Origin of the sequence: Cellulomonas wangleii, assembly GCF_018388445.1 — a bacterium.
GTDB lineage: Bacteria > Actinomycetota > Actinomycetes > Actinomycetales > Cellulomonadaceae > Cellulomonas > Cellulomonas wangleii.
Window position 1 is genome coordinate 3,513,610 of the sequence record NZ_CP074405.1, and the last position, 25,022, is coordinate 3,538,631.

Here is a 25,022-nt window from a genome sequence, read left to right on the forward strand (position 1 = left end):
CCTAGCGTGGCGTCATGGCAGCCGACGCACCGCCCCCACCACCCGACGTCCCCGCCGCCACCGCTCCGGGGGCCGCGGCGCTCGCCGTCGCGCCCCCCGGCATCGAGGTGGTCGGCCTGCGCCGCGCCTTCGGCACCGTGCGGGCACTCGACGGCGTCGACCTGGTCGCACGCGCCGGGGCGGTCACCGCCCTCGTCGGTCCCAACGGCTCCGGCAAGACGACGCTCCTGCTCGTGCTGGCCGGGCTGCTCGTGCCCGACTCCGGCCAGGTGCGGATCGCAGGCCACGACCCCGTGACGGACAGCGCCGCGGCCCGCGCGCGCACCGGGTGGATGCCGGACGCGTTCGGCACCTGGGACTCGCTGACGGCCCGCGAGGTCCTCCTGACCTTCGCCGACGCGTACCGCGTCGAGCGCACCCGCGCCGCGGCCCGCGTCGACGAGCTGCTGGCGACCGTGCACCTGTCCGAGTACGCCGACCAGCCGGCCGCGGTGCTCTCACGGGGCCAGAAGCAGCGCCTCGGCCTGGCACGGGCGCTGGTCCACGACCCGCAGGTGCTGCTGCTCGACGAGCCCGCCAGCGGGCTGGACCCGCGCTCGCGCGTGGACCTGCGGATCCTGCTGCGGCGGCTGGCCGACGAGGGCCGCACCGTCCTCGTGTCGTCGCACGTGCTGTCCGAGCTGGACGAGATGGCCGACGACGCGGTGTTCCTCTCGCGCGGCCGCACGGTGGCCGGCATGTCCGAGGCCGACGCGGCGGCGGGCCGGCGCACCTGGCACGTGCGGGCGCTGTCGCTCCGCGCGCTGACGGACTGGCTCGACGCGTCCGGCGTGCGGTACCGGCCGGACGGCGCCGGGCGCCCCGAGGGCCCGGACGCCGCCGGTGGCGTGCTCGTCGACGTCGACGGCGAGACCGGCGCGGCCGCGCTGCTGCGTGACGCGGTCACGGCCGGTGTCCCCCTCGTGTCGTCGGCACCCGCCGCCGGTGCGCTCGAGCAGGCGTACCTCGCACTGGAGGAGGAGCGGCGATGACCGCCACGACGACCACCCCGACTCCCGCGGCCACGCCCGCGGTCGGCACCTGGACCCTGACGTGGCACGGCGTGCGCACCGTCGCCGCCCTCGAGCTGCGCCAGCGCGTGCGCTCGTCGCGGTGGAAGGCCGCGCTCGTCGTGTGGTTCGTCGTCGTGGGGGCGATCACGCTCCTCGCGGGCGGCGTCCTGTCCCTCTTCGACGCCCAGGCGGCGCGGTCCGACGACGGCGGGGTCGTGCTGTTCGTCGCCGTGACGGCGCTCGTCCTGGGGCTGGGCCTGCTGGTCACGCCGACGCTCACGTCGACGGCCGTCAACGGCGACCGGGCGGCGGGCACGCTGGCGACGCTGCAGGTCACGCTGCTGTCGCCCGCGGAGATCGCCGCGGGCAAGCTGCTGGCCGCCTGGCTGAGCGCGTGCGCGTTCCTCGTCGTCAGCCTGCCGTTCTTCCTCATCGCGCTCGCCATGGGCGGGGTGCCGGTGGCGACGCTGCCCCGCGTGGTGGTGCTGACCGCCCTGCTGCTGGCCGCCGTGTGCGGCATGGGCCTGGGGTGGTCGACGCTCGCGGCGCGGCCCGCCGGCTCCACCGTCCTGACGTTCCTGACGGTCGCGGCGCTCACGGTGTTCACGCCGATCTTCTTCGGCCTGACGTACCCGTTCCTCAGCACCACGCAGGAGGTCCGGGTCTACGGCGTGAGCGACGACTACTGGGTGCAGCAGGACGAGGGCACCCGGTCGAGCACGGTGGAGCCGACGTGCGAGCTGACCGTGCAGGAGCGCGACGTCGCCCGGACCGAGTGGACGTGGTGGCTGCTGGCGATCAACCCGTTCGCCGTCGTCGGGGACGGCGCCGTGCCCGCCGCCGCGCTCGAGGGGACCGACAGCACCGTGCAGACGCTGCGCGACCTGCGCCTGGGCGCGCCGGAGGTCCTGGACGAGTGCTGGGCCGAGGAGGACACGTCGCACGCGGTGCCGCCCGGCGCCCACGGTGGCCCGGTGTGGCCGTTCGGCCTCGCGGTGAACCTCCTGCTGGGCGCGGCCGGGTTCGTCACGGCGGTCCGCCGCCTGCGGATCCCGCAGCGCACCCTGGCACGCGGCACCCGCGTCGCCTGACGCACTCCCGACGCCGCCCGCCGGCCGCGTCCGCCCCCGTCCCCCGGTCATCCCTCCGGTCGGCGGCCCGGCGGCGGGCGGCGGGCGGACCAGCGTCAGCGCTCAGGGCTGCAGCGCGTCGTACTCCGCCTCGGTGGCGACGTCGTCCGCCACGTCCAGGCGCACGTGCGCCAGGATCGTCTGGATCGCGCGCAGCGTGGACGCCGCCCGCTCACCCCAGTCCTGCAGGTAGCTGAACTGCCACCACCACAGCGCCTCGAGCACGTGCCCGCGCTCGTGGTGCGCCAGCCCCTGGGTGAGGGCGGCGATGATCGCGACCAGGTCGCCCGAGATCGTCGCCTCCTCGATCTCCGGGCCCAGCAGCGGGTCGACGACCTCGACGTACTCGTCGATGCCGTCGAACAGGTTGGCCAGGTTGACGCGCAGCGGCTCCAGGTCGGCGTCGGGGCCGACGTCGGGCTCGAACCGCGACGGCGGGACGACGTCCGTCGTCGCACCGAGGCGCGCGCCCGCGGCCAGCAGGTCCGACAGGGCGAGCAGCAGCAGCGGCAGCGACGCCTCGGGTGCCGACCCGGCCGCCACCTCGGTGACCGTCGTGAGGAACCCGCGGGACTCGGACGCGACGCTGTCCGCGATGTCCCGCAGGTCCGCGTCCGCCACGGGACGCTCGTCGTCGGTGCTCATCTGGTCCCCCACCTCGTCGATCTCATGCGCTGATCCGTCGTCGTCCCTCGAACGCGCGCCCCAGGGTCACCTCGTCCGCGTACTCCAGGTCCCCGCCGACCGGCAGACCGGAGGCGAGCCGGCTGACGGTCAAGCCCATCGGGACGAGCAGCCGCGCCAGGTACGTCGCGGTGGCCTCCCCCTCGACGTTCGGGTCGGTGGCGAGGATGACCTCGGTGACCGTGCCGTCGGCCAGGCGCGACATGAGCTGCGCGATGCGCAGGTCGTCGGGTCCGACTCCCGCGATCGGGTTGATGGCGCCGCCGAGCACGTGGTACTTGCCGCGGAACTCCCGCGTCCGCTCGATCGCGACGACGTCCTTGGCCTCCTCGACCACGCAGATGGTCGTCGGCAGGCGGCGCGGGTCACGGCAGATGCGGCACTGCGGCTCCTGCGCGACGTTGCCGCAGATCTCGCAGAACCGCACGCGCGCCTTGACCTCGGTCAGCGCGTCCGCCAGGCGCCGCACGTCCGACGGGTCCGCGGCGAGGATGTGGAACGCGATGCGCTGGGCGCTCTTGGGGCCGACCCCGGGCAGCCGCCCGAGCTCGTCGACCAGGTCCTGGATCGCGCCCTCGTACACGCTGCCAGCGTAGCCGCGTCGCGGGGGCGCTCCGTGCGTCAGCGCCGGGTGTCGAGCCGGACCACACCCACGGGCCCGTAGCCGGCGTCGGCGCCCGGGCCGTCGACCCGCGGCGTCCCGTCCTCCCAGGCCACCCGCGCACCGTCGGCCTCGATGACGACCTCGTCGACGTCGGCGACGACGACGAGCGCACCGTCCCCCCGCACGACGAGCCGGCCGACACCGGCCGCGAGGACGCGAGCGCCGGCACCCTCGACGCTCAGCGTGCCGCAGGGGCCGACGACCTCGACCACGGCGGACGTCGTGAGGACCAGGTCGTCCCCGGCGCACACCAGCGTCTCGGTGACGGTGTCCTGCAGCCACGCACGGTCGAGGACCCGCGGCAGCCCGGCCGCCGTGGTCGTGGCATCGGCCGGGGTGCCCTCGGTGTCGGCCCGGGCGCGCGTGGCCGGTCCCGCGTGCGTGGCCGCACCGGGAGGCGTCGCCGGTCCGCGGGGCCGCTCGACGACCCGGCCCGTGCCGTCGGGCACGCGCACCACCGCCTCGGCGTCCGGTCGCGCCGTCGCCCGCTCGACCGTGAGCGTCTGCTGCACGGTGTGCTCGACGGGCGCCGTGCACGCCACCAGGACCGCACCCACCCCGACGAGGACGACACCCCGTGCGACGCGGCACGCGCTCGCGCCCCCCGCCGCGCACCCCACGGGTCAGATGTCGATCTGCTCGTCGATGACGCGCCCGCCCAGCATCTGCGCGACCAGTGGCACGCCGACCAGGCCGGACTGGCCGATCGTCGGGTCGTCCGGCGAGGGCTCGTCGGGCTCCTGCATGCGGCCGCGGGACTGCGCGGCTGCTGCCCGCGCGGCTGCGACGCCCCGCTCGCGGGCCGTCCCACCGGACGCAGCGGGCGCCGGACGTGCGCCCGGGGGCGCTGCCTGCGGTGCGGACGGCCGCGCCGGCGGTGCGCCGCGCTCGGCCCCGCCGCCGGACGCACGCGCAGGGGCGGGCCCGTCGCGCCAGGGGTCGTCGGGCTCGTCGCCGGGCGGGATGTCGTCGTCGGCGTGGGCCACGACGCGCTCGTCACCGCCCGCGCCGCGCGGACCGGCGGCGCCCGTCGGTGCGGCACCTGCCGTGGCCGTCGGCGTCCCCTCGGGAGCGGACTCCCACGGCGGGACGGGCCGTGCGGCGCCGTCACGGGTCTGCCCTGCGGCGGCCGCGTCGGGGACGCCCGGCACCGAGCGGGCGGGTGCGTCGTCGGGTGCGGGCCGCGCGCCGGGTGACGTCGCGGCCGGGCGCGGCCGCGTCCCGTCGGTGGTCGTCGTGTCGGCGACCGGGGACGTCGCCGCAGCGGAGGGCGATGCAGCGGGGGCCGCATCAGCAGCGGCCGGTGCGGTCGGGCCGGCGGGCGCGGGCTCGTCCCAGGAGGCGGCGGCCCGCTCGGCGCTCATCGCGCGGGGTCCGGTGTCGGGCACGCTCGAGGGCGCGGACCGCGCGCTGCCACCGGGCTCGTCGAGCACGGCCTCGACGCGTGCGGTGACCCCGAGCGTCTCGGACAGGGCCCGCGCGACGACGTCGCCGTGGTTGCTGTTGCGGAACGTCGTCACGAGACCGGGCTGGGCGAACCCGAGGCGCAGCGTCGTGGCGTCGAGCTCGAGGATCTGGGCGTGCTGGTTGACCAGCGCCCAGGACGGCAGGCGCAGCCGGCGCAGCGTCGTCAGGACGTCCGGCCAACGACGCCGCAGCATCTCGGTGTCCGCCGCCGCGGCAGCGGCACCGGGCACAGGCGCGGCTGCGGCACCGGGCACAGGCGCGGCTGCGGCACCGGGCACAGGCGCGGCTGCGGCACCGGGCACAGGCGCGGCAGCGGCACCGGGCACAGGCGCGGCTGCGGCACCGGGCACAGGCGTCGCAGGGGCGAGGGCGGGATCCGCAGGTGCGGGGGCCGGAGCCGGTGCCGGCACCGGGGCGGCCGCCGGCGCGACGGGCGCACCGGCGGGTGCTCCTCGACCGCCGTCCTCCACCGACCCGGGCTCGCGCGCGGGGGCGGGGGCGGAACCGCCCGACCGGTCTGCGCCCTGCGACGTCCCTGCGGCAGCGCGGGTCGGTCGGTCGGCGGGCTCCGCCGCGCCCCGGCCTCGCTCGTCGGGGTCCGGCGCAGCCACGGTCCGGGGCCGCTCGTCGCCCGCGGCGTCGGCGGTCGGGGCGTGATCGGTCACGGGCCGGTTCGACGCGGCGGCGTCCCGCACCGGGGCGGCCGGCTCGCTCGCCGCCCGACCCGGCGCGGGCGCGTCAGGAACGGGCACCGCGGCACCGGCCGTCGCCGGGGCGGGCCCAGCGGCGGTCGGCACAGCAGCAGGCACAGCAGCAGCAGGCACAGCAGGCACAGCGGCACCGGGCACCGACGCCCCGGCGGGCGCCACGGCGGGCAGCCCGCGCTCCAGCCGGTCGATCCGTGCCGCGAGACCAGTGCGCGAGTCGTCGACGCTCGGCAGCAGCAGCCGCGCCATGAGCAGCTCGAGGTGCAGCCGCGGCGACGTGGCCCCGACCATCTCCGTGAGGGCGGCGTTGGCCAGGTCGGCGGAGCGCGACAGCTCGGACATGCCCAGGTGCGTGGCCTGGCGGCGCATCCGGTCGAGCTGGTCGGCCGGAACGTCGCGCAGCACGGCCCCGGCCGCGTCGCCGGACGCCGTGATGACGATGAGGTCGCGCAGGCGCTCCAGCAGGTCCTCGACGAACCGGCGCGGCTCGTGGCCGGTCGCGATCACGCGCTCGACCACGCGGAACGCGGAGGCGCCGTCGCGGGCGGAGACCGCGTCGACCAGGTCGTCCAGCAGCGAGGTGTGGGTGTAGCCCAGCAGCGCGACGGCACCCTCGTACTCCAGGCCCGCGTCGCCGGAGCCGGCGATCAGCTGGTCGAGCACGGAGAGGGTGTCACGCACGGACCCGCCGCCCGCACGGACCACCAGCGACAGCACCCCCGCCCCCACGGGCACGCCCTCCGCGGCACACAGCTGCTCCAGGTAGGGCACCAGCACGTCGGGCGGCACCAGCCGGAACGGGTAGTGGTGGGTGCGCGAGCGGATGGTGCCGATGACCTTGTCGGGCTCCGTCGTCGCGAAGATGAACTTCACGTGCGGCGGCGGCTCCTCGACGATCTTCAGCAGTGCGTTGAAGCCCTGCGGCGAGACCATGTGCGCCTCGTCGAGGATGAACACCTTGTACCGGTCCCGTGCGGGGGCGAACGTCGCGCGCTCGCGCAGCTCGCGGGCGTCGTCCACGCCGCCGTGGCTGGCCGCGTCGATCTCGACGACGTCGAGGGAGCCGGACCCGCCCCGGGCCAGCTCGACGCACGACGGGCAGACACCGCACGGGGTGTCGGTGGGGCCCTCGGCGCAGTTGAGGCAGCGCGCGAGGATGCGCGCGCTCGTCGTCTTGCCGCAGCCGCGAGGCCCGGAGAACAGGTAGGCGTGGTTGGCCTGCCCGGAGCGCAGCGCCTGCCGCAGTGGTGCGGTCACGTGGTCCTGCCCGATCACCTCGGCGAAGGACTCGGGCCGGTACCGCCGGTACAGCGCTGTGGTCACGCCCCGAGCCTAAGCGCCGTCGCCCACACCGCGGCACCGTCGTCCCCACCCGTGGACGCCTCCGACTCAGTCCGCGCGCACCACCGTGTCGGCGAGCACGCGGCGCAGCAGCGGACGGGCGGACTCGGTCGCGCCCAGCACGAGCGCGGCGCCGCCCGCGAGGCTCACCACCACCAGGACCAGCCCTGCGGGAGCGGCGACCACCGCCATCCCGATCAGCGGCAGGCACATCACCAGCGCGGCGAGCGCCGAGCCGACGGACACCACCAGGACGGGCACGAGCACCTCCCGGCGGCGCGCGGCGTCGAACAGCTCCGCCGGCACGCCCGCGAGCGCCGCGAGCGCGTACTCACGACGCCGGTCGAGCACCTGCCCGGCCTGCGCGATCCCGGCCGAGACCGCGGCCAGCAGGAAGGCGATGGCCAGGGTGAGCAGCGCGCCGGTGAGGACGTCCTGCATCAGCATCGCGTCCTGCGGGCGCACGTCGCCACCGACCATCGCGGGCACGACGGCGAGGCAGCCCGCGACGAACGACGCCAGCCCCAGCCCGCCGACGACACGCCAGACGGCCCGGGGATCGCCCAGCAGCCTCCGCGCGGCCAGCAGCTGGGCCGGCGTCCGCGCGCGCCGCAGCTGCCGGCGCCCGATCACGGCGACGAGCCACGGCCCGACCGCGTTCATGGTCGCGAACGCGAGCAGCAGCCCACCCAGCAGGAACGCGACGAGCGCCGCCCCGAGAGCGCCACGGACCGCGGACAGCACCATGAAGACGCCGAGACCGACGAGGGCGAGGACCAGGCGGGCGGCCCGCAGCCGCGGTCGCTGCACGCGCTGCGCGACACCGAGCGGGGACACCACGACCTGGCGCAGCGACACGAGCCCGCTGACCACCGCGACGACGGGGACCGCGGCCCACGCGGCCAGGACCGCAGGAACGCCGACCCAGAGCTCCGCCACGGTCGGCGGCGCACCCTGGAACGGGACCTGCGTCCACACGGGCAGCAGCGCGCCGTACAGGACCGTCCCGAGGACCGCCCCGACCAGCCCCTGCAGGGCGGTCTCGACGACCGTGAGGCCGACGACCTCGCGCGGTGTCGCACCGAGCAGGCGGAGGCTCGCCAGGCGCGCGTCCCGCCGGGAGAGCCCGAGCCGCGCCGCGGCGCCGGCCAGCGTCACGACAGGGACGAGGAGCAGGACGGTCGCGATCCAGGCGAGCGTCACGTAGAAGTCGCCGGTCTCGCGCTGGTAGTCGTTCGCCGGGTCGGCCGCCCGGCCGACGAAGGTGAGCAGACCACCCAGGACGCTCAGCGCGAGCGCCGTCGACACGGCGAACGCGGTGACCGCGAGCAGGGTCGTCGTCCGTTCGTCCCGACCGCCGGCGCGCTGGAGGCGCGGTGCGAGCGCCAGGACCGGGTTCACCGCGGCACCGCCGTCGCGCGGATCGCCTCGAGCTCACCCGGGCGGGGGCCGACCCCGGAGCCGGGCACCGCCCCCGCCGCGACGACGCGCCCGTCGAGCATGTCGATGCGCGCGTCGCACCACGCGGCCACCTGCGCGTCGTGGGTGACGACGACCAGGGCCGCCCCGACGGCCCGCGTGGACTCGACGAGCAGCCGCATCACGTCGTGCCCGGTGGCCTGGTCGAGCGAGCCCGTGGGCTCGTCGGCGAACACGACCTCGGGCCGCGTGACGAGGGCGCGCGCGACGGCGACGCGCTGGGCCTGACCACCGGACAGCTCACCCGGACGTCGGCTCTCGGTCCCTGCCAGTCCCAGTGCACCGAGCCACTGCCGCGCCGCCTCCTCGGCCTGCGCGCGCGAGGAGCCCGTCAGCATCGCCGGCAGCGCCACGTTCTCGAGCGCCGACAGCTCCGACAGCAGCTGCCCGAACTGGAAGACGAACCCGTACCGCCGGCGCCGCAGCAGCGAGCGCTCCTTCTCGGACAGGCTCTGCACCTCCCGCCCCCCGAGCGCGACCACGCCCGCCGTCGGCACCAGGATCCCGGCGAGCACGTGCAGCAGCGTCGACTTGCCGGAGCCGGACGGCCCCATGACGGCGAGCGACCCGCCGTCGACCAGGTCGACGTCGACGCCCGCGAGCGCCGTCGTCTCCCCGAAGCGGTGGACGAGGCCGCGCGCGGCGAGGCGGGGCGCTGCGTCCGCCCGCACCGACGTGGCCGGCGGGTGCGACGTCGACGCGGACCTGGGGGCGGCGGGCTGGGTCATGCCCCCATCGTGCGGGCGGGCACGGTGGCGGCGCGTCCCACGTCGGTCCGGTCCGGTCCGGCGGGTCCTGCACCCCCGGGGGGACCCGGCGGCGGCGGGCACCCGTCCCGGGTCGCACGCGGCGCCGTCCGGGCATGCAAGGACCCCCCGCACACCCGCCAGAGCTCACCTGCCCTTGCTGCCTTCCGGCCCTGGGGGGGTTCAGCGAGATGACGCCGCACGAGGGGTCTGAGCACCACCTTAACGCAGGTGACGGTGCTCCGGTGCGCCGCGGTCGACGTGACGCCGGGGACGGGCGTCGTCGTCGGGGGCCACGGACGACCGGTGCGTCAGCCGACGACCGGGGGGATGCGCTGCGTGGGCGGCCCCTCGTCGCCGTCCTGCTTGGCGATCCGCTCGGTGGCGGGCCCGGGCGGCTGCGGGTCACGGCGGGTGCCGCCGCCCGAGGTCACGCTGCGGCGCTGCGGCGGGGGCGCGGGCGACGGCTCGGGCGCCTCCACGACGACGGCCTCCACCACGTCCTCGTCCCGCGCGCGGACGGCGGGGGTCGATCGGCCGGGCGTGGGGACGGAGGTCGAGCGGGCCGGGGTGGGCCCGGTGGTGCGTGCCGGCGTGGACGGTGTCGAGCGACCGGTGGGTGCGGCGGGGCGGCCGGGCAGGCTCGACGCGTCCGCGGACGTCCGGCCGGCAGGCGAGCCCGTGGCACGGCGGCCCTCCGTCGCGCCGGGGCGCGTGGCCGGGTGGTCGGTCCCGTCAGCGGCGGGCTCGCCGCCCCACTCGGGCCACTCGGCGAGCTCCTCCTCGGTGGCGTCACCGGCAGGGCCGGCGGCGGGCGGGCGGGTGTCGGGCCCGTCGGGCTGCGCGGTGCCCGCACCGACCGGCTCCGCGGGGGCCGGCATCAGGCGGGCGGCGCCCCACAGGCCCAGCGCCAGCACGGCCGTGTACGTCCCGCCGAGCACGAGGAGCACGGCGACCCCGCCGCGCTCGGGCGCGTCCATCGTCAGCGCGACGACGACACCGGCCACGACCACCAGGACGCCCCACACGCCGGTGAGGAGCGCGATCCGGTGCACCACGCCACGGTGCCCGCGGCGCAGCCCCTGGACCGCGCCGAGCGCGCCGAGCGCCGCGGTCACCAGCGCCGCCGCGACGACGAGGAGCCACGTCGCCTGGCCCTCGACGGCGAGCACGACGAGCCCCACGAGGACCATCGCGAGCGCCGGCAGCGTCAGCAGAGCGACGAGGCCGCCCGCGACGGGGCTGCGCCACGCGTCGTCGGCCCAGCGGTCGGCGAGCCACGCGGGTGTGCCGTCGGACGGGGTGCCGCGCGTGGGGCCCTCGGAGGTCGGGTGCGAGTCGTCCTGGGTCATGGGTCCACGCTAACGACTGCGGGACGATCCGGACATCCGTCCGGCAGGATCGCCGTCGACCTGCACGGACCTCTCACACGCGACTGCGCGACGAGCCCGTGACGCAGTGGCTCGCGCACGCACCGCTGCGCAGGGCGCACGCACCGCTGCGCAGGGCGGACGCCCGCGCCGGGCGTCCCGCGCGGCGCGCGATGATGGGGAGCATGTCCACCCACGACCGCACCGCCACGTCCTCCCCCACCGAGCCCATCCGGACCGCCCGCGGGTCGGTCGCGGTGGTCGGCGGGTACGTCGTCCCGATCGCGTCGCCGCCCCTCGACGGTGCGACCGTCCTCGTCGAGGACGGCGTGGTCACGGCTGTCGGCACGGACGTCGTCGTGCCCGACGGGGTGCGCGTGGTCGACGCACGCGGGCGCTGGGTGCTGCCCGGGTTCGTCGAGGCGCACGCGCACATGGGCGTCGCGGAGGAGGCCGAGGGCTGGGCCGGCCAGGACACGAACGAGATGACCGACCCGGACGGCTCGGCGCTGCGCGCGGTCGACGGCATCAACGTCGAGGACGAGGGCTTCCGTGACGCGCTCGTGGGCGGTGTCACGTCGGCCGTCGTCAAGCCCGGCTCGGGCAACCCGATCGGTGGCCGGACCGTGGCCGTCAAGACGTGGGGCGGGCGGACCGTCGACGAGCAGGTGATCCGGTACGACGTGTCGGTGAAGTCGGCGCTGGGCGAGAACCCCAAGCGCGTCTACGGGGACCGCAAGCAGCTGCCGTCTACCCGGCTGGGTGTCGCAGCGGTCATCCGCAAGGCGTTCGTCGACGCGCAGTCGTACGCCGCCCGCCGGGACGCGGCGGCCGCCAAGGGCGAGCCGTTCGACCGTGACCTGGGCAAGGAGACGCTCGCGGCGGTGCTGGCAGGTGAGCTGGCGTGGGACCAGCACACGCACCGGGCCGACGACATCGCCACGGCCCTGCGCCTGGCCGACGAGTTCGGGTACCGGCTGGTCGTCAACCACGGCACGGACGGCGCGGCCGTCGCGGACGTGCTGGCGGAGCGGGACGTGCCCGTGATCTTCGGGCCGCTGTTCACGTCGCGCTCCAAGGTCGAGCTGCGGGACCGGTCCATCGCGCACCTCGGCGTCCTCGCCCGTGCGGGCGTGCGCGTGGCCATCACGACGGACCACCCGGTGGTGCCGATCAACTTCCTGGTCCACCAGGCGTCGCTCGCGGTCAAGGAAGGGCTGGACCGGGACACGGCGCTGCGTGCGCTCACCGTCAACCCGGCGTCCTTCATGGGTCTGGCGGACCGCGTCGGTGCGCTGGCCCCGGGCCTGGACGGGGACGTCGTCGTGTGGTCGGGCGACCCGCTGGACGTCACGTCCCGCGCGGAGCAGGTCTTCGTCACCGGCACCGAGGTCTACACGTGGGACAGGACCGCCCGCGACGGCCTGGGCGCGGGCCGCGTCCGCGAGCGCGCCGAGCGCTTCCACCGCTGACCTCACCCCCGGTCGCCGGGGGTCGATCGAGCCCACCGCGACCGGGGCCCGTCAGGTCTCCAGCACGTGCCGCAGGTACCGCTGCGGGTCGTCGAGGAACCCGCGCCACCCGACGACGAGGTCCAGGTCCTCCCACGCGCACTCGCGCAGCCCCCACTCGCCGACCTCGTAGATCGTGGCCCCGGGCAGGGCCGCGAGCAGCGGCGAGTGGGTCGACAGGATCACCTGGGAGTCGTGGCGCACCAGGGCGTGCAGGTGCTGCAGCAGCGCCAGGCTGCCCGTGAACGACAGCGCGGACTCCGGCTCGTCGAGCACGTACAGGCCGGGGTTCTTCGGCTTCATGCGGGACCCGATGAGCTCGAGGAACGACTCCCCGTGCGACATCGCGTGGAACTCCGGGTCGTAGCCGCTGGGGTGGGCGTCGAGGTACGTGTAGAAGCCGTGCATCGTCTCGGCGCGCAGGAAGAACCCGCGCTTGGGCGCCCCGGCACCGCGCACCAGCCGGATGTCGTGGGCCAGCCCCGACTCGGTGGGCCGCGTGCGGTGCATCGAGCCGGTCGACCCACCCTCCGCCGCCATGCCGAACGCGCGTGCGATCCCCTCGACCAGCGTCGACTTGCCTGTGCCGTTGTCCCCCACCAGCACGGTCGCCGGACCGAGGTCCCAGCCCTGCTCGAGCACCTGCCGGACCGCGGGGACGCTCAGGTGCCAGTCGCCGCCACGCTCGTCCTCGAGCCCGGAGTCGCCCGCCTCGACCCGTCGGACCGGCAGCGTGCTCCACGGACCCGTGCGCGCGACCATGCGCACACCCCACCACGGACCGCCGACACCGTGCACGTCCCGCGGCCGTAGGTCGACCCACCGGGCCGTCGCCCCGCCGCGGACCTCCGCGCACGGCCGCTTTCCGCGGCGCTCAGACGACCCAGCCGACGACCGTCACCGCCCCGACCACGGCGAGCGCGAGCAGCACCAGCCCGGCGAGCAGGCAGCCGAGCAGGCCCAGGTCCTGGCGCCAGTCCTGGACCTCGTACCCGGTGTCCGTCCACGTGAGGGTCCTGCCGGCTCTCGCCTCGGCCCGCTGACGGACCTCGCGGAGGCGTTGACCGGCCACCTCCGTGGCGGCGTCGTCCGACCCCTCCCAGCGCAGGGCGCCCATGATCCGCACGGGGTCGCGCCCGCAGGCGCGCTCGAAGGCGTCGACCTCCGTCGGGTCGCGCACGTCGCTCAGGTACGACCACCGCCCGGCCTCGGCGCGGTCGCCCTGGAGACGGCAGACCTCGGCGAGCTTGTCCCGCGCGGCGAGCTCGCGCGGGAGGCTCCGCACCAGGTCCCGCAGACGGGTGCGCGCCATCGTCACGTCGCCGTCGCGCAGGTCCGCCTCGACCCGCCCGAGCGTCCGCTCAACACCCATGCACGCGAGGGTAGGCGCCGGCGCTGCCTCGCGGCACGAGTTCTCGCCCGGCCCGTTCCTCACCGGGGCCGGGTGGTGCGGGCACGCGAAGGGCCCGCCACCCACGTCTGCGGGTGCGGGCCCTTCGTCCGGCGGAGGATGGGGGATTCGAACCCCCGAGGGCGTTAACCCAACACGCTTTCCAAGCGTGCGCCATAGGCCACTAGGCGAATCCTCCTGGCTGCGCGCCCGGGCGAGCGGGCGCACTGCGGGTAGGAGTCTAGCCGAGGAACGCGCGCGCCCCGCACGTCTCCCGGCGGCACGGCGGAGGGGACGCGTCGGCACCCACCCGATGAGTCCGCCGGCCGGGGCGGGTCGGACCGGGGTACCACACCCGGCACAGGAGGCGATCGCATTGTCCTTCCAGGCGTACCTCGACGCGATCGAGCAGAAGACCGGCCTGACCCCCCGCCAGCTCCTCACCCAGGCGCACGAGCGCGGTTTCGACGAGACGACGAAGGCAGCACCGATCCTCGCCTGGCTCGCCGAGGACCACGGCCTGGGCCGTGGGCACGGCATGGCGATGGTCCACGTCATCACCAGGGGCGCGCAGATCAGCAGTGCGCACGTGGGGACCACGGGCACGCACCGGGACGCGTCGGACACGCTGTGGCTGGACGGCCGCGCGACGCGACCCGTGTGAGCCCGGCCGGGGCGACGGTCCCGGCCGCCCGCCGTGCGCGGGCCGTCGGCCGGTCGTAGCGTCGTGCGCCATGACGGGAACAGGCGCACGGCAGATGTTGACGGACGGCTTCGGACGGGTCGGGCCGGTGGTCGCCGCCGCTCTGGAGGGGACCACCGACGCGGCGCGCACGTGGCGCCCGGCACCGGGCGCGAACACGCTGGCCTGGCTCGCGTGGCACATCGCCCGCGGTCAGGACTCCCAGGTCGCGGCCCTGGCCGGGACGCCCGAGGTGTGGACGGCGGGCGGCTGGGACGAGCGGTTCGCACTGCCGTTCGGCGACGACGCCACGGGCTACGGGCAGTCGCCGGACGAGGCGGCGCAGGTCGACGCCCCGACCGACCTGCTGCTGGGCTACCTCGACGCCACGACCGCGCAGACGCTGGCCTACCTCGAGCGCGTCGAGGACGACGACCTCGGCACGGTCGTCGACGAGTCGTGGGACCCGCCGGTGACGCTCGGTGTGCGCCTGGTGAGCATCCTCGACGACTGCGTGCAGCACGCGGGGCAGGCCGCCTACCTGCGCGGCCTGCTCCCCCGCGAGCTGGTCGGCTGAGCGGACGGCCGGCCCGTCGTCGCCGTGACGGCGGACCTGCCGCCGCCGTCAGACCGACGTGGGAGCGGTGGCCGGTGCCGGGCGGCGGGTGAGCTGCCCGGTGACGGCCAGCACCCCCACGACCACGGCGAGCACCCCCCAGCTGACGACGCCCAGCGGTCCGACGACCGCCATGTCCGGTGCGTCGCCGGCGGCCGAGAGCAGCAGCACCAGCCCGCCGACCGCGTTGAGCGCACCGTGCCCCACGACCGCCGGCCACAGCGACCCGCTGCGCAGCCGCAGCCACCCGAGCACCACACCCCAGGCGACGCACCCGCCGATCATGAGCAGCACGCCCGTGACGTCGGTGCGCCCGAAGTTGTAGCCCAGCAGGATCAGCGGCGAGTGCCACAGCCCCCAGACGACCCCGCTGACCAGCAGCGCGGGCCAGGTGCCCAGCGGCAGCAGCGCGGGCAGGAGCCAGCCCCGCCAGCCGACCTCCTCCCCCAGCGCGGCGACGCTGTTGACCAGCGCCCCCACCGGGATGGACACGAGCTGCAGGGCGACGAGCGCGCCCACCGGCGGCAGCACGCCACCCGGGGGCAGCGCGTCCTCGAGCTGCGCGGCGAAGCCCGAGAACGTCACGAGGTCCAGCTGGACGAGGCCGAGGGCGCCGGAGACGAGGGTGGTGGCGGCGACCAGCACGATCGGGCCGACGACCGACAGGGCGACGAACCCGAGCGTCCGACCGACGGGACGCAGCGGCCACACCCCGAGCGCGCGCAGCCGCTCCCGCGCGGGGACGCGCAGCGCCAGGGTCACCACCGCGACGGCCGCCGCCGGCGTCCACATCATGGCGACGGCCACGAGCGTCGTGAGGGGTGACGCGAGGCCGTCACCGAGCCACAGCGGCAGCGCGACGAGCCAGGCGAGCGCGCAGGCGACCACGACGAACACGGTCACCGCGGTCCACGGGACGCCAGCGGGCCACGGGCCGACGGGTGCGTCGGGTGCGTCGGGCGCGTCCGCGGTCCCGTCGGCCGTCGGCACGGGCGGGCCGACGTGCGTCGGGGGCGCGGCAGGGCCGGACGGCGGTCCGCCCGGTGCGGGCGGGGGCGTGGCGGGGTGGACGGTCACGAGGCGCTCCTCCCGGATCGATTACTTGTTCTATAAGTTATCAAACAGTGAGCACGGCGGCCACCCCGGCGATCGTCACCGACCGGTACGGCACCGCCCCCTGCCGGGCGGCGACGCTGTGCGGGCACCGCGCGGTACCGTCGCAGCCGTGCCGGAGTTCGAGGTCGACGTCCCGCTGTGGCGGTCGGAGAACGGGTCCTGGGTGTTCGGGTCCCTGCCCTTCGACGTCGCCGACGAGGTCGACGACGTGACCCGTGGCCGGCAGGGCGGGTTCGGCTCCGTGCGCGTCGAGGTCACCCTGGGCCCCACGACGTGGCGCACGTCCCTCTTCCCCGACAAGGGACGTGAGACGTTCGTGCTGCCGGTGAAGAAGGCCGTGCGGACCGCGGCGGGCGTCGAGCCCGGCGACGTGGTGCGCGTACGCCTCCGGCTCGTCGACGTGTGACGCGCGTCAGGACGCGGCACGGCCCTTCGCGAAGTACGCCAGCGGCCCCACCCAGTTGACGAGCAGCGCGAGCCCCCACGCGAGCTTGGGCCCGTTCACCTGGTCGGCCGGCCGCTTGACGAGGTCCCGGAACGCGGCCGCCGTCAGCGCCACCTGCGCGGCGCCCACCACGGCCGTCAGGCCGCGCTGCTTGCCGCTCATCTCACGCCACGTCGTCTTCTTCAGGGACACGTCGGACCTCCGGGGACGGGCGCACGAGCGCGCGGACGGCTGCAGGTCCATCGTGCCCTGCGCCCACGCACCGGCAACAGGCCCGGAGGTCACCGAGCCGCGCGCCGCCCGCCGCGCGCCCGTACCCTGACCGGCATGGAGCTCACCCTCGGTCTCGACGAGGCCCTCACGCTGGCCCGTGCCGCCGACGCGATCCCGTCCGCCGTGACCGACGTGCGCGGCGGCCCGCAGCGGGTGCAGGCGCAGGTGAAGGTGCACGAGCTGCCGGGCGTGCCCGGTGCGGTGCGCATGGCGACGCGGATGGCGGGGCCCGTCGACGTGCGGGTGGAGGACCGCGGGGTGACGGACCGCACGTGGCGCGTCGCCGTGGTGGCGTCCCACCCCGTCCTGCGCATGGACCTCAGCGGGTTCGTCACCGAGGCGGTCCGCGGTCAGCTCGGCAAGCTGCCGGCGGGCGTGGCGACCGTGCACACGCAGGACGGTGCGACGGTCGTCGAGATCTCCCTCGACCGGCTGGGCCCGCTGGTCGGCGAGATGCTGCCCGCCGCACGCGGGGTGCGGCTGCGCGTCGACGACGTCACCCTGGGCGAGCGGCTGCGGCTGACGGCGAGCGTCGGCTGACGGCACCGACCGACCGGCCGCACCCACCGACTCCCCGACCGCGCACCGGCGGTCACCCCGCCCAGCCCGGCAGGTCGACCGCCGGCGTGGTGGTGCGGGTCGCCGAGCGGACCGCGTCCGCGACCGCCCGCTCGACCACCGTCGCGGCCGCCGCCTGCACGGCCACGAGGGCGGCGACCCGCTCGGCGCGGCGCTCGGGCAGCGCGACGGCCTGCGTCGCGAGCGCGAACACCGTGTCCCCGTCGGCGAGCGTGTGCACCGGGTCCAGCGCCCGCGCGAGGCCGTCGTGCGCGGCCGACGCCGTGCGGGTGGTCTCGGCGGGGTCCAGCGCGGCGTCGGTGGCGACGACGACCAGCGTCGTGTTCAGCGGCGCGCCGGACGCCGGGGCCCCGCCGGCGCCCGGCCCGACCCGGCCCGCGGCGGGGTCGAGCGCACCCCCGGGCGGCACCGCCGGCGGCCCCAGCCCGGTGGGCGCCCCCGCGGCGTTGACGACGACGAGGGCGCCCACGACCACCCCGCCACCCGGTCCGTCGGGCAGCCGCACGGACGCCGTGCCCACGCCGCCCTTGTAGGCGGCACCCGCGATCGCGGCACCGGTGCCGGCGCCCACGCAGCCGCGCGCCACCGGGGCGTGGTCCCCGAGCGCGAACGCCGCCCCGGCCGCCTCGTACCCCATCTCCGCGGTGGGCAGCGCGCGGAAGTCCCCGCCGCGTCCCAGGTCGAACACCGCGGCCGCCGGCACGATCGGCACGACGTGCCCGGGCGGGTCGGGCGTCACCGGGAACCCGCGACCCCGCTCGGCGCACCAGCGCATCGCACCGTGCGCACTGACCAGCCCGAACGCGCTGCCGCCCGTGAGCACGACGGCGTCGACCGTGGGCACGAGCGTGGTGGGGTCGAGCGCGTCGGTCTCGTGCGTGCCGGGCCCGCCCCCGCGCACGTCGACGCCCCCCACCGTGCCGGGCGGCGGCAGCACGACCGTGACCCCCGTGAGCCACCCGCCGCCGGTGCGGTGCGCGTGGCCGACACGCACGCCGGGGACGTCGGAGATCGCGTCGCCGGCACCGCGGGGCGCCTGGGGTCGGGGCGTCGTCGCGCTCATCCCCTCAGCGTCGCACCGGGCTCAGGTCCCCGCAGCCTCCGGGTGGCGGACGGCGGTCAGCGAGGACAGGTGACCGAGCAGGACGGTCTGCGAGTCCTTGGTGAGGTACTCCCCCGCCAGCCGCTCCTTGAGCTCCAGGTGCGTGCCGTCGTGCAGGTCGACGGTGGCGCGCAGCGGGAACGGCCGCTGCACGGTCGCCTCCCGGACGTCCTCGTAGGGCACGTACCGGTGGACGGCCGCGAGGACGTGCACGGGCTGCGACTGCAGGATGCCGATCAGCCGGGCCTTGCCGCCGTCCGTCTTCTTGGGGCACGGCAGCAGCACCAGCCCGCGGTCGAGCACCAGGACGTCGTGCGGGGCGCCGCCGACCGTCATGTTCGACAGTCCCGCGACGACCGAGGCGCCGTGGGCGGTGGCGGTGTCGTGCACCTGGCCGACGGCGTGCGCGTCGACCCCGAGTCCCGCGAGCCAGGCCCGCACGTGCTCGACGCCACCGGGCACCGCGGCCGACCGTGCCCAGGCCGCCAGGTCGATGCGGTCCCCCTCGCGGTCGCACAGCGTGGCGGGCCCCGCCCAGTCCAGCCGCCAGCGGGCGGCTCCGCCGGCGACGAGCGCCGCGGCCAGGACGGTCTCGAGGACGCCCGCGAGCGGGTGCGGGGCGGGCTGCCCGGGCGCGACGGGCTCCGGCTCGTGCGTGTCGACGCCGAGCTCGCGGGCGAGCTGGTCGTTGCGCCCCTGCGCGACGAGGTCGAGGACGGTGCCCAGGGACGCGCGGGGCACGCCCGCCAGCCTGGCCGCCGTGCGGTGGACGCCGTCGGCGGCACGCTGCTTCTCGATGGCGACACCGGTCGCCACGAGCTCGTCCCAGGGCAGCCGCTGCCGGTCCTCGACGGCCAGGTACTGGTCGGCGAGGTGGGCGGCGAGCGCGTCGAGGTGGGGCACCAGCACGGTGGCGGGCCGAGCGTCGGGCACGTGCGGGACGTCCGCCAGCCGCTCCATCGCCAGCACGCGCACCCCCGTCGGGGGGTGGCTGTCCCAGCGGCTGCGGGTCTCGTCGACCGGACCCGTCCGCAGCGACGCCAGCTCGTCGGAGCGCGCCGCGAGCAGCCGGCCGAACCCGCCGTAGAAGCCCTCGGACGTCGGGGCCAGACCCGCGTCCCAGCCGATGTCGACGTAGGCGCCCAGGTAGAACCGCCAGGCCAGGTCGAGGACCTCGGTCTCGCGCAGCGCCGACTGGGCGGTCGCACGGCCCACGGCGGTGACCATCAGGGCGTCGGCGGCCAGCTCCTGGCGACGGCCCGTGGCCGCGGACACCAGCAGGTAGAGCTTGCCGTACTGGCGCAGCAGCCAGCCGGGCAGCGAGCCCGACAGCTGGGCCAACGTCTGCCCGATGACGGCGCGCCCGCGGTGCACCACGACGGACAGCCGCGTGTCGTCGTGCGCGTAGTGCCCCATCTCGTGCGCGAGGACGGCGCGCACCTGGTCCACGGTGAGCCCCTGCAGCAGGGGCACGCCGATCACCATGTGCCGCGTGCCCCCGACGAGGCCGAGCAGGCGTGCGTGCTCCATGACGCCGGCGTTGACGTCGGGTGCGAGGCGGATCTCGTCGGGAGCGCGGGTGCCGGTCAGCTCCGCGACCTCGTCGACCAGCGCCCAGAGCTCGGGCGCGTCGGCCCGCAGCAGCACGGGTCCGGCGGGGGTCCCGGGCCGCGCGCGGGCGACCTTCCACAGCGCGACGACGACGCCGACCATCGCGGCGATCGTGACGAAGCCGAGCTTGCCGCCCAGGACGCCGGCTCCCAGTCGGAACGCCTGGACCGTCAGTGCGGCCAGGCCTCCCAGCACGAGCAGCGCGACGACGTAGAACCCGGCCAGTGTCAGGACCGCGACGGCGGCGCGCAGTCTGGTGCTCATCGGTGCCTCCCGGGCTCCTCCGGGGAGCCCCTGCGCCCCGTCGCGCGGAGCGTAGCGGCGCCGGACCCCTGCGCGCGGACGATTCGTCACCCGGATGTGGAGGGCGTGTGGCCGCGGCGTGGCCGCGGTGTCCGGGTCGCGCAACGTGACGTAGACCGCCTGGGCGAAACCCTCGCGCAGACCGGTGACCTCCCGCTAGTCTGTCGGTCGTAGTCGCAGTGCATAGCTTGTCCACGTTCTCCGGAGCGGACGACGGCCACCGTGATTCACCGGCCCCGGTCGTCGGGTCCGTAGTAACCGCATGAGGAGAATGACGTGCCCACTGGCATCGTGAAGTGGTTCAACGCTGAGAAGGGCTTCGGCTTCATCGCCCCCGAGGACGGCGGCCCGGACGTCTTCGTCCACTACTCGGCCATCCAGACGCAGGGCTACCGCTCGCTCGAGGAGAACCAGCGCGTGCAGTTCGACGTGCAGGCCGGCCCCAAGGGTCCGCAGGCCTCCAACGTCGCGCCTGCCTGAGCCACACAGCTCACCGAGCCCTGAGGGGCTCACGCGAAGGGCGTCCCGACCACTGGTCGGGGCGCCCTTTCGCCGTTCCGGGGCAGAAGACGCCCCGGCGGGACCGTCCGCCATCACCGGTGCCACGGATCTCGACCACATGGTTGTGCGCCTATCTAGTTAGGCGTACTGTCTAGCCCATGCCCCGACACGCCCCACCCCCCGACCCCGAGGCTCCCGGCGACCCCTGGCCCGGCGAGTGGCTGCGGGGGGTGCTGTCGCTGTGCGCGCTGCGCGTCCTGGCGGACGGCCCCACCTACGGCTACGACATCGCCCAGCGGCTCGCGGCCGCCGGCCTGGGTGACATCAAGGGCGGCACGCTCTACCCGCTGCTCGGGCGGCTGCACGCGGCGGGCCTCCTCGACGAGGAGTGGCGACAGGGTGACGGCGGACCCGGGCGCAAGTACTACGCGCTCACCGCCGCCGGGCGCACCCACCTGCACCACGAGGGCGCGCGCTGGGCGCGCTTCGCCCACCTCACCGAGACGTTCGTGACCGACCAGGAGGCCCACCGATGAGCAGCGACAGCACCTACCTCGCACCGCACGTGACGCCCACCTGGCGCGACGCCTTCGTCCTCGAGCTGCGCCTGCGGGACGTGCGCGGCGACGCGATCGGCGACGCCCTCGCGGAGGTCGACGCGCACTGCGCCGACTCCGGGCAGGACGCGGCCACGGCGTTCGGCGACCCCGCCGGGTACGCCCGCGGGCTGACCGACGTGCTGCCCACCCACCGCCGCACGCCGGCGCGGGACGTCGTCGCGGTCGTGCTCCAGACCGCCGGTGTCATGGGGACCGTGTGGTCGGTGCCGCCGTGGCTGCGCGGCGAGCCCCTGACCGCGTCGACCGGGCCGGTCGTGACCGCGGTCCTGTGCCTCGTGGTCGCGGTCGTGCTCTGCCTCGCGCCCGCCCGTCCGCTCGGGTGGTTCGCACGGGCACGGTGGTGGCAGGCGGCGCTCGCCGGGGCCGCAGCGACCGTCGCGGTCGTCGCCCCGGGGGCGCTGCTGCCGAACGCGCCGCTGACGGCGCCCTCCGCGCCGCTCGCCGCGGCGAGCATCCTGCTGCTGGCGGTGGGCGCTGCCGCCCTGTTCCTGGACGGCACCCTGAACGACGACGTCCGCGGCCCGGGCGACGCCGCACCCCGCCGTCACCCGCGTCTGCGCGCGGCCCTGCTGAGCACCGCCCTGCCGGCGGTCGCGCTGCTCGTCGCCGGCGGGCTCGCGCTGCTCCCGCTCTGACGCACCGGGACGGGCCCGCCGCACCGGTGCCGGACCCTCAGCGGCTCCAGCGCCGGACGACCAGCCCCAGCCCCACCGCGAACGTCGCCCCCGCGATCCCCAGGTACGCGCCGTAGGACCGGCGCAGCAGCGGGGCACCGGCGCCCGACGCGGCGGCGACAGCACCGCCGACGGCGAGGGAGCGCGCGCCCCGGGCACCCAGGGCGTGCAGCGCCAGCGGCGCGGCGGGCACGTGCGCGGCGCCCGCCTCCGCGGCGTACACCTTGACCGGCACGCCGTTGAGCGCCTGCTGCCAGATCCCGCGCGCACCGGCCGTCGCCAGGTCCCGGGCGGCACGCTCGCGCATCGCCCGCGTCGTCAGCGGGGCCGGCGGTCGGTGCCCGCGCTCGGTGAGCGCCCGGGTCACGAGCACACCGGCCACGGACCCGACGGCCAGGCACGCCGCGGCGGGGACGACCCGGCGCGGGTGCGCCGCCGCCACCAGCACCAGGTACATCTCCGAGGTCACGGGCAGGCTCACCGCCTCCGCGAAGCCCCACACGACCGCGCCGACCATGCCGCCGGGACCGGACATCACGCCGCGCAGCACGCGCCACGTCGCGGAGCGCGACGGGACCGGCGGACCGGCCGCCAGCATCCCCTCGATCTGCGCGACCAGCGGCTTCATGTCCGTCAGCGTGTGCGGGTCGACGGGGTGCCCGACGCGCACCTCGACCGGGCCGGGCGTGAGCCGCCCCTTCTTGGCCAGCAGCTCGTGCGTCCCGACGATCGCCACGGGCAGGATCGGCACGTCGAACTCCTGGGCGATCCGCAGCGCACCGCTGCGGAACCGGCCCAGCCGGCCGTCGGTGGAGCGCGTGCCCTCGGGGAAGACGAACAGGCTCGACCCGCTGCCCAGCACCTGCGTCGCGCCCTCGATCAGCGACTCGTACCCGCCCCCGCCCTTGCGGCGCACCGGGACGGCCCCGATCGCGATCTGCAGGAGCCGCGCCTTCCAGGCCGCGTCGAACCAGTAGTCGCCCGCGGCGACGACCACCGGCTTGTAGGGCGCCGGGAACGCGGCGAGCAGCGCCGGGGTGTCCGCGTGCGACGAGTGGTTGGCGACGACGACCATCGGCTCGTACGGCGCCGCACCGACGACCCGGAACCCGCCGACGAGGTGGAACGCGCTGCGCCACGCCAGGTGCCGGAGCGCGCCCGCCACGTTGAACCCGGGCGGCAGGCCCACCCGACGACGCAGCCGACGGAACGCCTCGGCCGGGGCGTGCCCGTGGTGGCCACCGGTACCGGTGGCCACCACGGGCACCGCCTCCGGCCCGTCGGTCCGGGGCTCGTCGGCGCTCATGCCAGCACCCACGCCAGCGGCAGGACCAGCAGCAACGAGTCCACGCGGTCGAGGAGCCCACCGAACCCGGGCAGCCACGTGCCCGCGTCCTTGACTCCCGCACGCCGTTTCACCATCGACTCCACCAGGTCACCTCCCACACCACCGAGGACCACCGCCACGACCAGGCCGGCGGAGAACGCACCGAGGACGAGCAGCACGATCGTCCCACCCACGGCGGCCCCCACCAGACCACCGACGGTCTTGTTGGGGCTGAGCGGCGACAACGGGCGCCGGGCCCACGCGAACCGCCTGAGCCCCTGCCCCCCGCACCACGCGGCGACGTCGGTCGCCGCCGCGGCGAAGCACAGCAGGAACGCGTCGGACCCGACCAGCACGAGGTGCGCGAGCGACCAGCACAACCAGATGGAGCCGAACGCGGCACCGGTCGCGCGCTCGACGCCCCGGTCGGCGTCCCCGACGAGGACGGCGGGCACGGCGCACAGCAGCGCCACCAGCGGGACCAGCGCCAGCAGCCCGGGGTCGAGCCACGCGGCCAGGGGGTAGGCGACGGCCAGCACGAGCAGGAGGGCGGTCTCGGGGCGCGGCAGGCGGGTCATCGCCGCGAACTCGCGGACCGCCTGCAGCGCGAGCAGCGCCGCCAGCAGCGCGGTCGGCCCGGGCCCCAGCCACATCGGGATCCCGATGACCGGCAGGATCAGCGCCCACGTCGTCCAGCGTCGCCGCAGCTCGGGCCGACGGGAGGCCAGAACGGGCACCGCGGCGACCGCGAGGATCGCGGCGGTGAGGACGAGCAGGAAGACCGCGCGCCCGTCGAGGTCGAGGTGCCAGGACCCCAGCCGCAGGTCGAGGGCGTACGCGGTGCGGTCCAGACCGGTCCACGCCGCGAGCGGGTCGAGGACGCCCGGCCGTTGCGTCGGCTCGACGCTCACGCGACGCCCGGCGCGTGACGGATGCGGCGCGCCCGCACGACGGCCGTCAGGACCGATCCGACCACGACGACGACGGCCACGACCGTCAGCAGCGCGGGCACGGCGGCCCCCACCACGGCGAGCAGGCAGCGCTCCGTCTTGCCGAGGGGGCCACCGTTCAGCCGCGGCGCACCCGCACCGGCGCCGGCCAGCGAGACGAACGTCGGCAGCGTCGCGGCGACCGTGGCCACGAGCACCCAGGCCAGGGGCGTCAGACCCGCGACGGGGTCACCACCCGTCCGCGCCGCGAGCACCGCCAGCCCCGCGAACATCAGCAGGTCCGACGCGCGGTCGCCGAGCTCGTTGAGCACGAACCCCCAGGGCCGCGACACCCCGCGGGCGCGGGCCACCGCACCGTCGAGGTTGGCACCGGCGAGCCGGACCGCCAGCAGCACGAGGGCGGGCAGCCACCACCCCAGGGCCAGCGCGACGCCCGCGAGCGCCGCACCGGCGACCCCGGCCGCGGTGAAGACGTCGGGTGTCGTCCCGCGTGCCACGGCGCGGTCCACGACGAGGCGCAGCCGCCGGGTGTACCAGGGCTTCAGCGCGTACAGCGACGGCATGTCGGCGACTGTACCCACCGGCAGGGCGGGCACCGGGTGCCGCGCGCGGCCGTCACCCCCGGCGTGCGGGTGATCCCTGGGCGGACCGTCCCGGGTCGGACGCCGACCACCCCCTACAC

26 protein-coding genes, 1 tRNA gene and 1 other RNA gene are annotated in these 25,022 nt (G+C 76.4%); 10 read left to right on the forward strand and 18 right to left on the reverse strand.

Going from position 1 to position 25,022, the window contains the following annotated elements; translation table 11 throughout:
• Positions 1-14 precede the first annotated feature (14 nt).
• Positions 15-1,031 carry an ABC transporter ATP-binding protein gene (locus KG103_RS16115; RefSeq protein ID WP_207339506.1) on the forward strand — a complete coding sequence of 339 codons (1,017 nt, stop codon included), beginning with the start codon at positions 15-17 and terminating at the stop codon, positions 1,029-1,031.
• Positions 1,028-2,143, forward strand: a complete 1,116-nt coding sequence (locus KG103_RS16120) for an ABC transporter permease (protein WP_207339507.1) — start codon at positions 1,028-1,030, stop codon at positions 2,141-2,143. Before KG103_RS16115 ends, KG103_RS16120 begins: the two co-directional genes overlap by 4 nt.
• A gap of 102 nt (positions 2,144-2,245) precedes the next feature.
• Here the strand turns inward: KG103_RS16120 and KG103_RS16125 are convergent, their stop codons facing one another.
• The 8 genes from KG103_RS16125 to KG103_RS16160 form a co-directional block, all read right to left on the reverse strand.
• Positions 2,246-2,827 carry a DUF5063 domain-containing protein gene (locus KG103_RS16125; protein ID WP_207339508.1) on the reverse strand — a complete coding sequence of 194 codons (582 nt, stop codon included), beginning with the start codon at positions 2,825-2,827 and terminating at the stop codon, positions 2,246-2,248.
• A 22-nt stretch (positions 2,828-2,849) separates the two neighbouring features.
• The gene (gene recR / locus KG103_RS16130) at positions 2,850-3,449 is read right to left on the reverse strand and encodes a recombination mediator RecR (RefSeq protein ID WP_207339509.1); all 600 of its coding nucleotides are present in this window, start codon (positions 3,447-3,449) and stop codon (positions 2,850-2,852) included.
• A gap of 38 nt (positions 3,450-3,487) precedes the next feature.
• Positions 3,488-4,087, reverse strand: coding sequence for a hypothetical protein (locus tag KG103_RS16135; protein WP_207339510.1), 600 nt, complete (start codon positions 4,085-4,087; stop codon positions 3,488-3,490).
• Positions 4,088-4,153: 66 nt separating this feature from the next.
• Positions 4,154-7,027 (reverse strand): DNA polymerase III subunit gamma and tau, encoded by a 2,874-nt coding sequence (locus KG103_RS16140; RefSeq protein ID WP_207339511.1) that lies wholly within the window; start codon positions 7,025-7,027, stop codon positions 4,154-4,156.
• A gap of 66 nt (positions 7,028-7,093) precedes the next feature.
• The gene (locus KG103_RS16145; protein ID WP_207339512.1) at positions 7,094-8,446 is read right to left on the reverse strand and encodes an FtsX-like permease family protein; all 1,353 of its coding nucleotides are present in this window, start codon (positions 8,444-8,446) and stop codon (positions 7,094-7,096) included.
• Positions 8,443-9,252: an ABC transporter ATP-binding protein gene (locus tag KG103_RS16150; RefSeq protein WP_207339513.1), complete on the reverse strand. Its 810-nt coding sequence runs from the start codon at positions 9,250-9,252 to the stop codon at positions 8,443-8,445. Before KG103_RS16150 ends, KG103_RS16145 begins: the two co-directional genes overlap by 4 nt.
• Before the next feature lie 135 nt (positions 9,253-9,387).
• Positions 9,388-9,484: signal recognition particle sRNA small type (gene ffs / locus KG103_RS16155), an RNA gene on the reverse strand.
• A 97-nt stretch (positions 9,485-9,581) separates the two neighbouring features.
• Entirely contained in the window at positions 9,582-10,622 is a 1,041-nt protein-coding gene (locus tag KG103_RS16160; RefSeq protein ID WP_207339514.1) for a hypothetical protein, read from the reverse strand.
• A gap of 203 nt (positions 10,623-10,825) precedes the next feature.
• On the opposite strand from KG103_RS16160, the gene KG103_RS16165 reads away from it, so the two are divergent.
• Positions 10,826-12,112 (forward strand): amidohydrolase, encoded by a 1,287-nt coding sequence (locus KG103_RS16165; RefSeq protein WP_207800106.1) that lies wholly within the window; start codon positions 10,826-10,828, stop codon positions 12,110-12,112.
• Positions 12,113-12,163: 51 nt separating this feature from the next.
• Here the strand turns inward: KG103_RS16165 and KG103_RS16170 are convergent, their stop codons facing one another.
• The 3 genes from KG103_RS16170 to KG103_RS16180 form a co-directional block, all read right to left on the reverse strand.
• Positions 12,164-12,913 (reverse strand): AAA family ATPase, encoded by a 750-nt coding sequence (locus KG103_RS16170; protein ID WP_207339515.1) that lies wholly within the window; start codon positions 12,911-12,913, stop codon positions 12,164-12,166.
• Between the two features lie 112 nt (positions 12,914-13,025).
• Positions 13,026-13,523, reverse strand: a complete 498-nt coding sequence (locus KG103_RS16175; RefSeq protein ID WP_207339516.1) for a DUF6584 family protein — start codon at positions 13,521-13,523, stop codon at positions 13,026-13,028.
• 132 nt (positions 13,524-13,655) lie between these two features.
• Positions 13,656-13,740, reverse strand: a tRNA-Ser gene (locus KG103_RS16180).
• Between the two features lie 177 nt (positions 13,741-13,917).
• Here KG103_RS16180 and KG103_RS16185 point away from each other — a divergent pair.
• On the forward strand, positions 13,918-14,205 hold the full coding sequence (locus KG103_RS16185) for a DUF4287 domain-containing protein (protein ID WP_207339517.1): 288 nt from the start codon (positions 13,918-13,920) through the stop codon (positions 14,203-14,205).
• 70 nt (positions 14,206-14,275) lie between these two features.
• Positions 14,276-14,800, forward strand: a complete 525-nt coding sequence (locus KG103_RS16190) for a mycothiol transferase (RefSeq protein WP_207339518.1) — start codon at positions 14,276-14,278, stop codon at positions 14,798-14,800.
• Between the two features lie 48 nt (positions 14,801-14,848).
• Here KG103_RS16190 and KG103_RS16195 read toward each other — a convergent pair whose 3' ends face one another.
• Positions 14,849-15,916 carry a CPBP family intramembrane glutamic endopeptidase gene (locus KG103_RS16195; protein WP_249670638.1) on the reverse strand — a complete coding sequence of 356 codons (1,068 nt, stop codon included), beginning with the start codon at positions 15,914-15,916 and terminating at the stop codon, positions 14,849-14,851.
• Positions 15,917-16,064: 148 nt separating this feature from the next.
• Between KG103_RS16195 and KG103_RS16200 the strand changes: the two genes are divergently transcribed.
• Positions 16,065-16,361, forward strand: coding sequence for a DUF1905 domain-containing protein (locus KG103_RS16200; RefSeq protein ID WP_207339519.1), 297 nt, complete (start codon positions 16,065-16,067; stop codon positions 16,359-16,361).
• Between the two features lie 6 nt (positions 16,362-16,367).
• Here the strand turns inward: KG103_RS16200 and KG103_RS16205 are convergent, their stop codons facing one another.
• Positions 16,368-16,592 carry a PLDc N-terminal domain-containing protein gene (locus KG103_RS16205; protein WP_249670639.1) on the reverse strand — a complete coding sequence of 75 codons (225 nt, stop codon included), beginning with the start codon at positions 16,590-16,592 and terminating at the stop codon, positions 16,368-16,370.
• 135 nt (positions 16,593-16,727) lie between these two features.
• On the opposite strand from KG103_RS16205, the gene KG103_RS16210 reads away from it, so the two are divergent.
• The gene (locus KG103_RS16210; protein ID WP_207339521.1) at positions 16,728-17,213 is read left to right on the forward strand and encodes a hypothetical protein; all 486 of its coding nucleotides are present in this window, start codon (positions 16,728-16,730) and stop codon (positions 17,211-17,213) included.
• A gap of 52 nt (positions 17,214-17,265) precedes the next feature.
• Here KG103_RS16210 and KG103_RS16215 read toward each other — a convergent pair whose 3' ends face one another.
• Both KG103_RS16215 and KG103_RS16220 read right to left on the reverse strand, forming a co-directional pair.
• Positions 17,266-18,315, reverse strand: coding sequence for a P1 family peptidase (locus KG103_RS16215; protein ID WP_207339522.1), 1,050 nt, complete (start codon positions 18,313-18,315; stop codon positions 17,266-17,268).
• Between the two features lie 21 nt (positions 18,316-18,336).
• Positions 18,337-20,229, reverse strand: coding sequence for a M48 family metallopeptidase (locus KG103_RS16220; RefSeq protein WP_207339523.1), 1,893 nt, complete (start codon positions 20,227-20,229; stop codon positions 18,337-18,339).
• A 315-nt stretch (positions 20,230-20,544) separates the two neighbouring features.
• On the opposite strand from KG103_RS16220, the gene KG103_RS16225 reads away from it, so the two are divergent.
• The 3 genes from KG103_RS16225 (at position 20,545) to KG103_RS16235 (ending at position 22,024) form a co-directional block, all read left to right on the forward strand.
• Positions 20,545-20,748, forward strand: a complete 204-nt coding sequence (locus KG103_RS16225; RefSeq protein WP_089797961.1) for a cold-shock protein — start codon at positions 20,545-20,547, stop codon at positions 20,746-20,748.
• 179 nt (positions 20,749-20,927) lie between these two features.
• Positions 20,928-21,305, forward strand: coding sequence for a PadR family transcriptional regulator (locus tag KG103_RS16230; protein ID WP_207339524.1), 378 nt, complete (start codon positions 20,928-20,930; stop codon positions 21,303-21,305).
• Positions 21,302-22,024: a hypothetical protein gene (locus KG103_RS16235; RefSeq protein ID WP_207339525.1), complete on the forward strand. Its 723-nt coding sequence runs from the start codon at positions 21,302-21,304 to the stop codon at positions 22,022-22,024. The genes KG103_RS16230 and KG103_RS16235 overlap by 4 nt, the downstream gene beginning before the upstream one ends.
• 37 nt (positions 22,025-22,061) lie before the next feature.
• Here KG103_RS16235 and KG103_RS16240 read toward each other — a convergent pair whose 3' ends face one another.
• The 3 genes from KG103_RS16240 to KG103_RS16250 are packed head-to-tail and all read right to left on the reverse strand — an operon-like array spanning position 22,062 to position 24,903.
• Positions 22,062-23,369, reverse strand: a complete 1,308-nt coding sequence (locus KG103_RS16240; protein ID WP_213319933.1) for a lysophospholipid acyltransferase family protein — start codon at positions 23,367-23,369, stop codon at positions 22,062-22,064.
• Entirely contained in the window at positions 23,366-24,301 is a 936-nt protein-coding gene (locus KG103_RS16245; protein ID WP_207339526.1) for a phosphatidate cytidylyltransferase, read from the reverse strand. Before KG103_RS16245 ends, KG103_RS16240 begins: the two co-directional genes overlap by 4 nt.
• A complete protein-coding gene (locus KG103_RS16250) occupies positions 24,298-24,903 on the reverse strand; it encodes a CDP-alcohol phosphatidyltransferase family protein (protein WP_207339527.1) in 606 nt (201 codons plus the stop codon). The genes KG103_RS16245 and KG103_RS16250 overlap by 4 nt, the downstream gene beginning before the upstream one ends.
• Positions 24,904-25,022: the final 119 nt, after the last annotated feature.

Bases quoted from the DNA above. Each gene is read 5' to 3' on its own strand.
- KG103_RS16250 (WP_207339527.1), bottom strand. From the start codon at position 24,903: ATGCCGTCGCTGTACGCGCTGAAGCCCTGGTACACCCGGCGGCTGCGC.
- KG103_RS16190 (WP_207339518.1), top strand. From the start codon at position 14,276: ATGACGGGAACAGGCGCACGGCAGATGTTGACGGACGGCTTCGGACGG.
- KG103_RS16210 (WP_207339521.1), top strand. From the start codon at position 16,728: ATGGAGCTCACCCTCGGTCTCGACGAGGCCCTCACGCTGGCCCGTGCC.
- KG103_RS16115 (WP_207339506.1), top strand. From the start codon at position 15: ATGGCAGCCGACGCACCGCCCCCACCACCCGACGTCCCCGCCGCCACC.
- KG103_RS16215 (WP_207339522.1), bottom strand. From the start codon at position 18,315: ATGAGCGCGACGACGCCCCGACCCCAGGCGCCCCGCGGTGCCGGCGAC.
- KG103_RS16175 (WP_207339516.1), bottom strand. From the start codon at position 13,523: ATGGGTGTTGAGCGGACGCTCGGGCGGGTCGAGGCGGACCTGCGCGAC.
- KG103_RS16235 (WP_207339525.1), top strand. From the start codon at position 21,302: ATGAGCAGCGACAGCACCTACCTCGCACCGCACGTGACGCCCACCTGG.
- KG103_RS16150 (WP_207339513.1), bottom strand. From the start codon at position 9,252: ATGACCCAGCCCGCCGCCCCCAGGTCCGCGTCGACGTCGCACCCGCCG.
- KG103_RS16230 (WP_207339524.1), top strand. From the start codon at position 20,928: ATGCCCCGACACGCCCCACCCCCCGACCCCGAGGCTCCCGGCGACCCC.
- KG103_RS16125 (WP_207339508.1), bottom strand. From the start codon at position 2,827: ATGAGCACCGACGACGAGCGTCCCGTGGCGGACGCGGACCTGCGGGAC.
- KG103_RS16240 (WP_213319933.1), bottom strand. From the start codon at position 23,369: ATGAGCGCCGACGAGCCCCGGACCGACGGGCCGGAGGCGGTGCCCGTG.
- KG103_RS16170 (WP_207339515.1), bottom strand. From the start codon at position 12,913: ATGGTCGCGCGCACGGGTCCGTGGAGCACGCTGCCGGTCCGACGGGTC.
- KG103_RS16165 (WP_207800106.1), top strand. From the start codon at position 10,826: ATGTCCACCCACGACCGCACCGCCACGTCCTCCCCCACCGAGCCCATC.
- KG103_RS16220 (WP_207339523.1), bottom strand. From the start codon at position 20,229: ATGAGCACCAGACTGCGCGCCGCCGTCGCGGTCCTGACACTGGCCGGG.
- KG103_RS16120 (WP_207339507.1), top strand. From the start codon at position 1,028: ATGACCGCCACGACGACCACCCCGACTCCCGCGGCCACGCCCGCGGTC.
- KG103_RS16160 (WP_207339514.1), bottom strand. From the start codon at position 10,622: ATGACCCAGGACGACTCGCACCCGACCTCCGAGGGCCCCACGCGCGGC.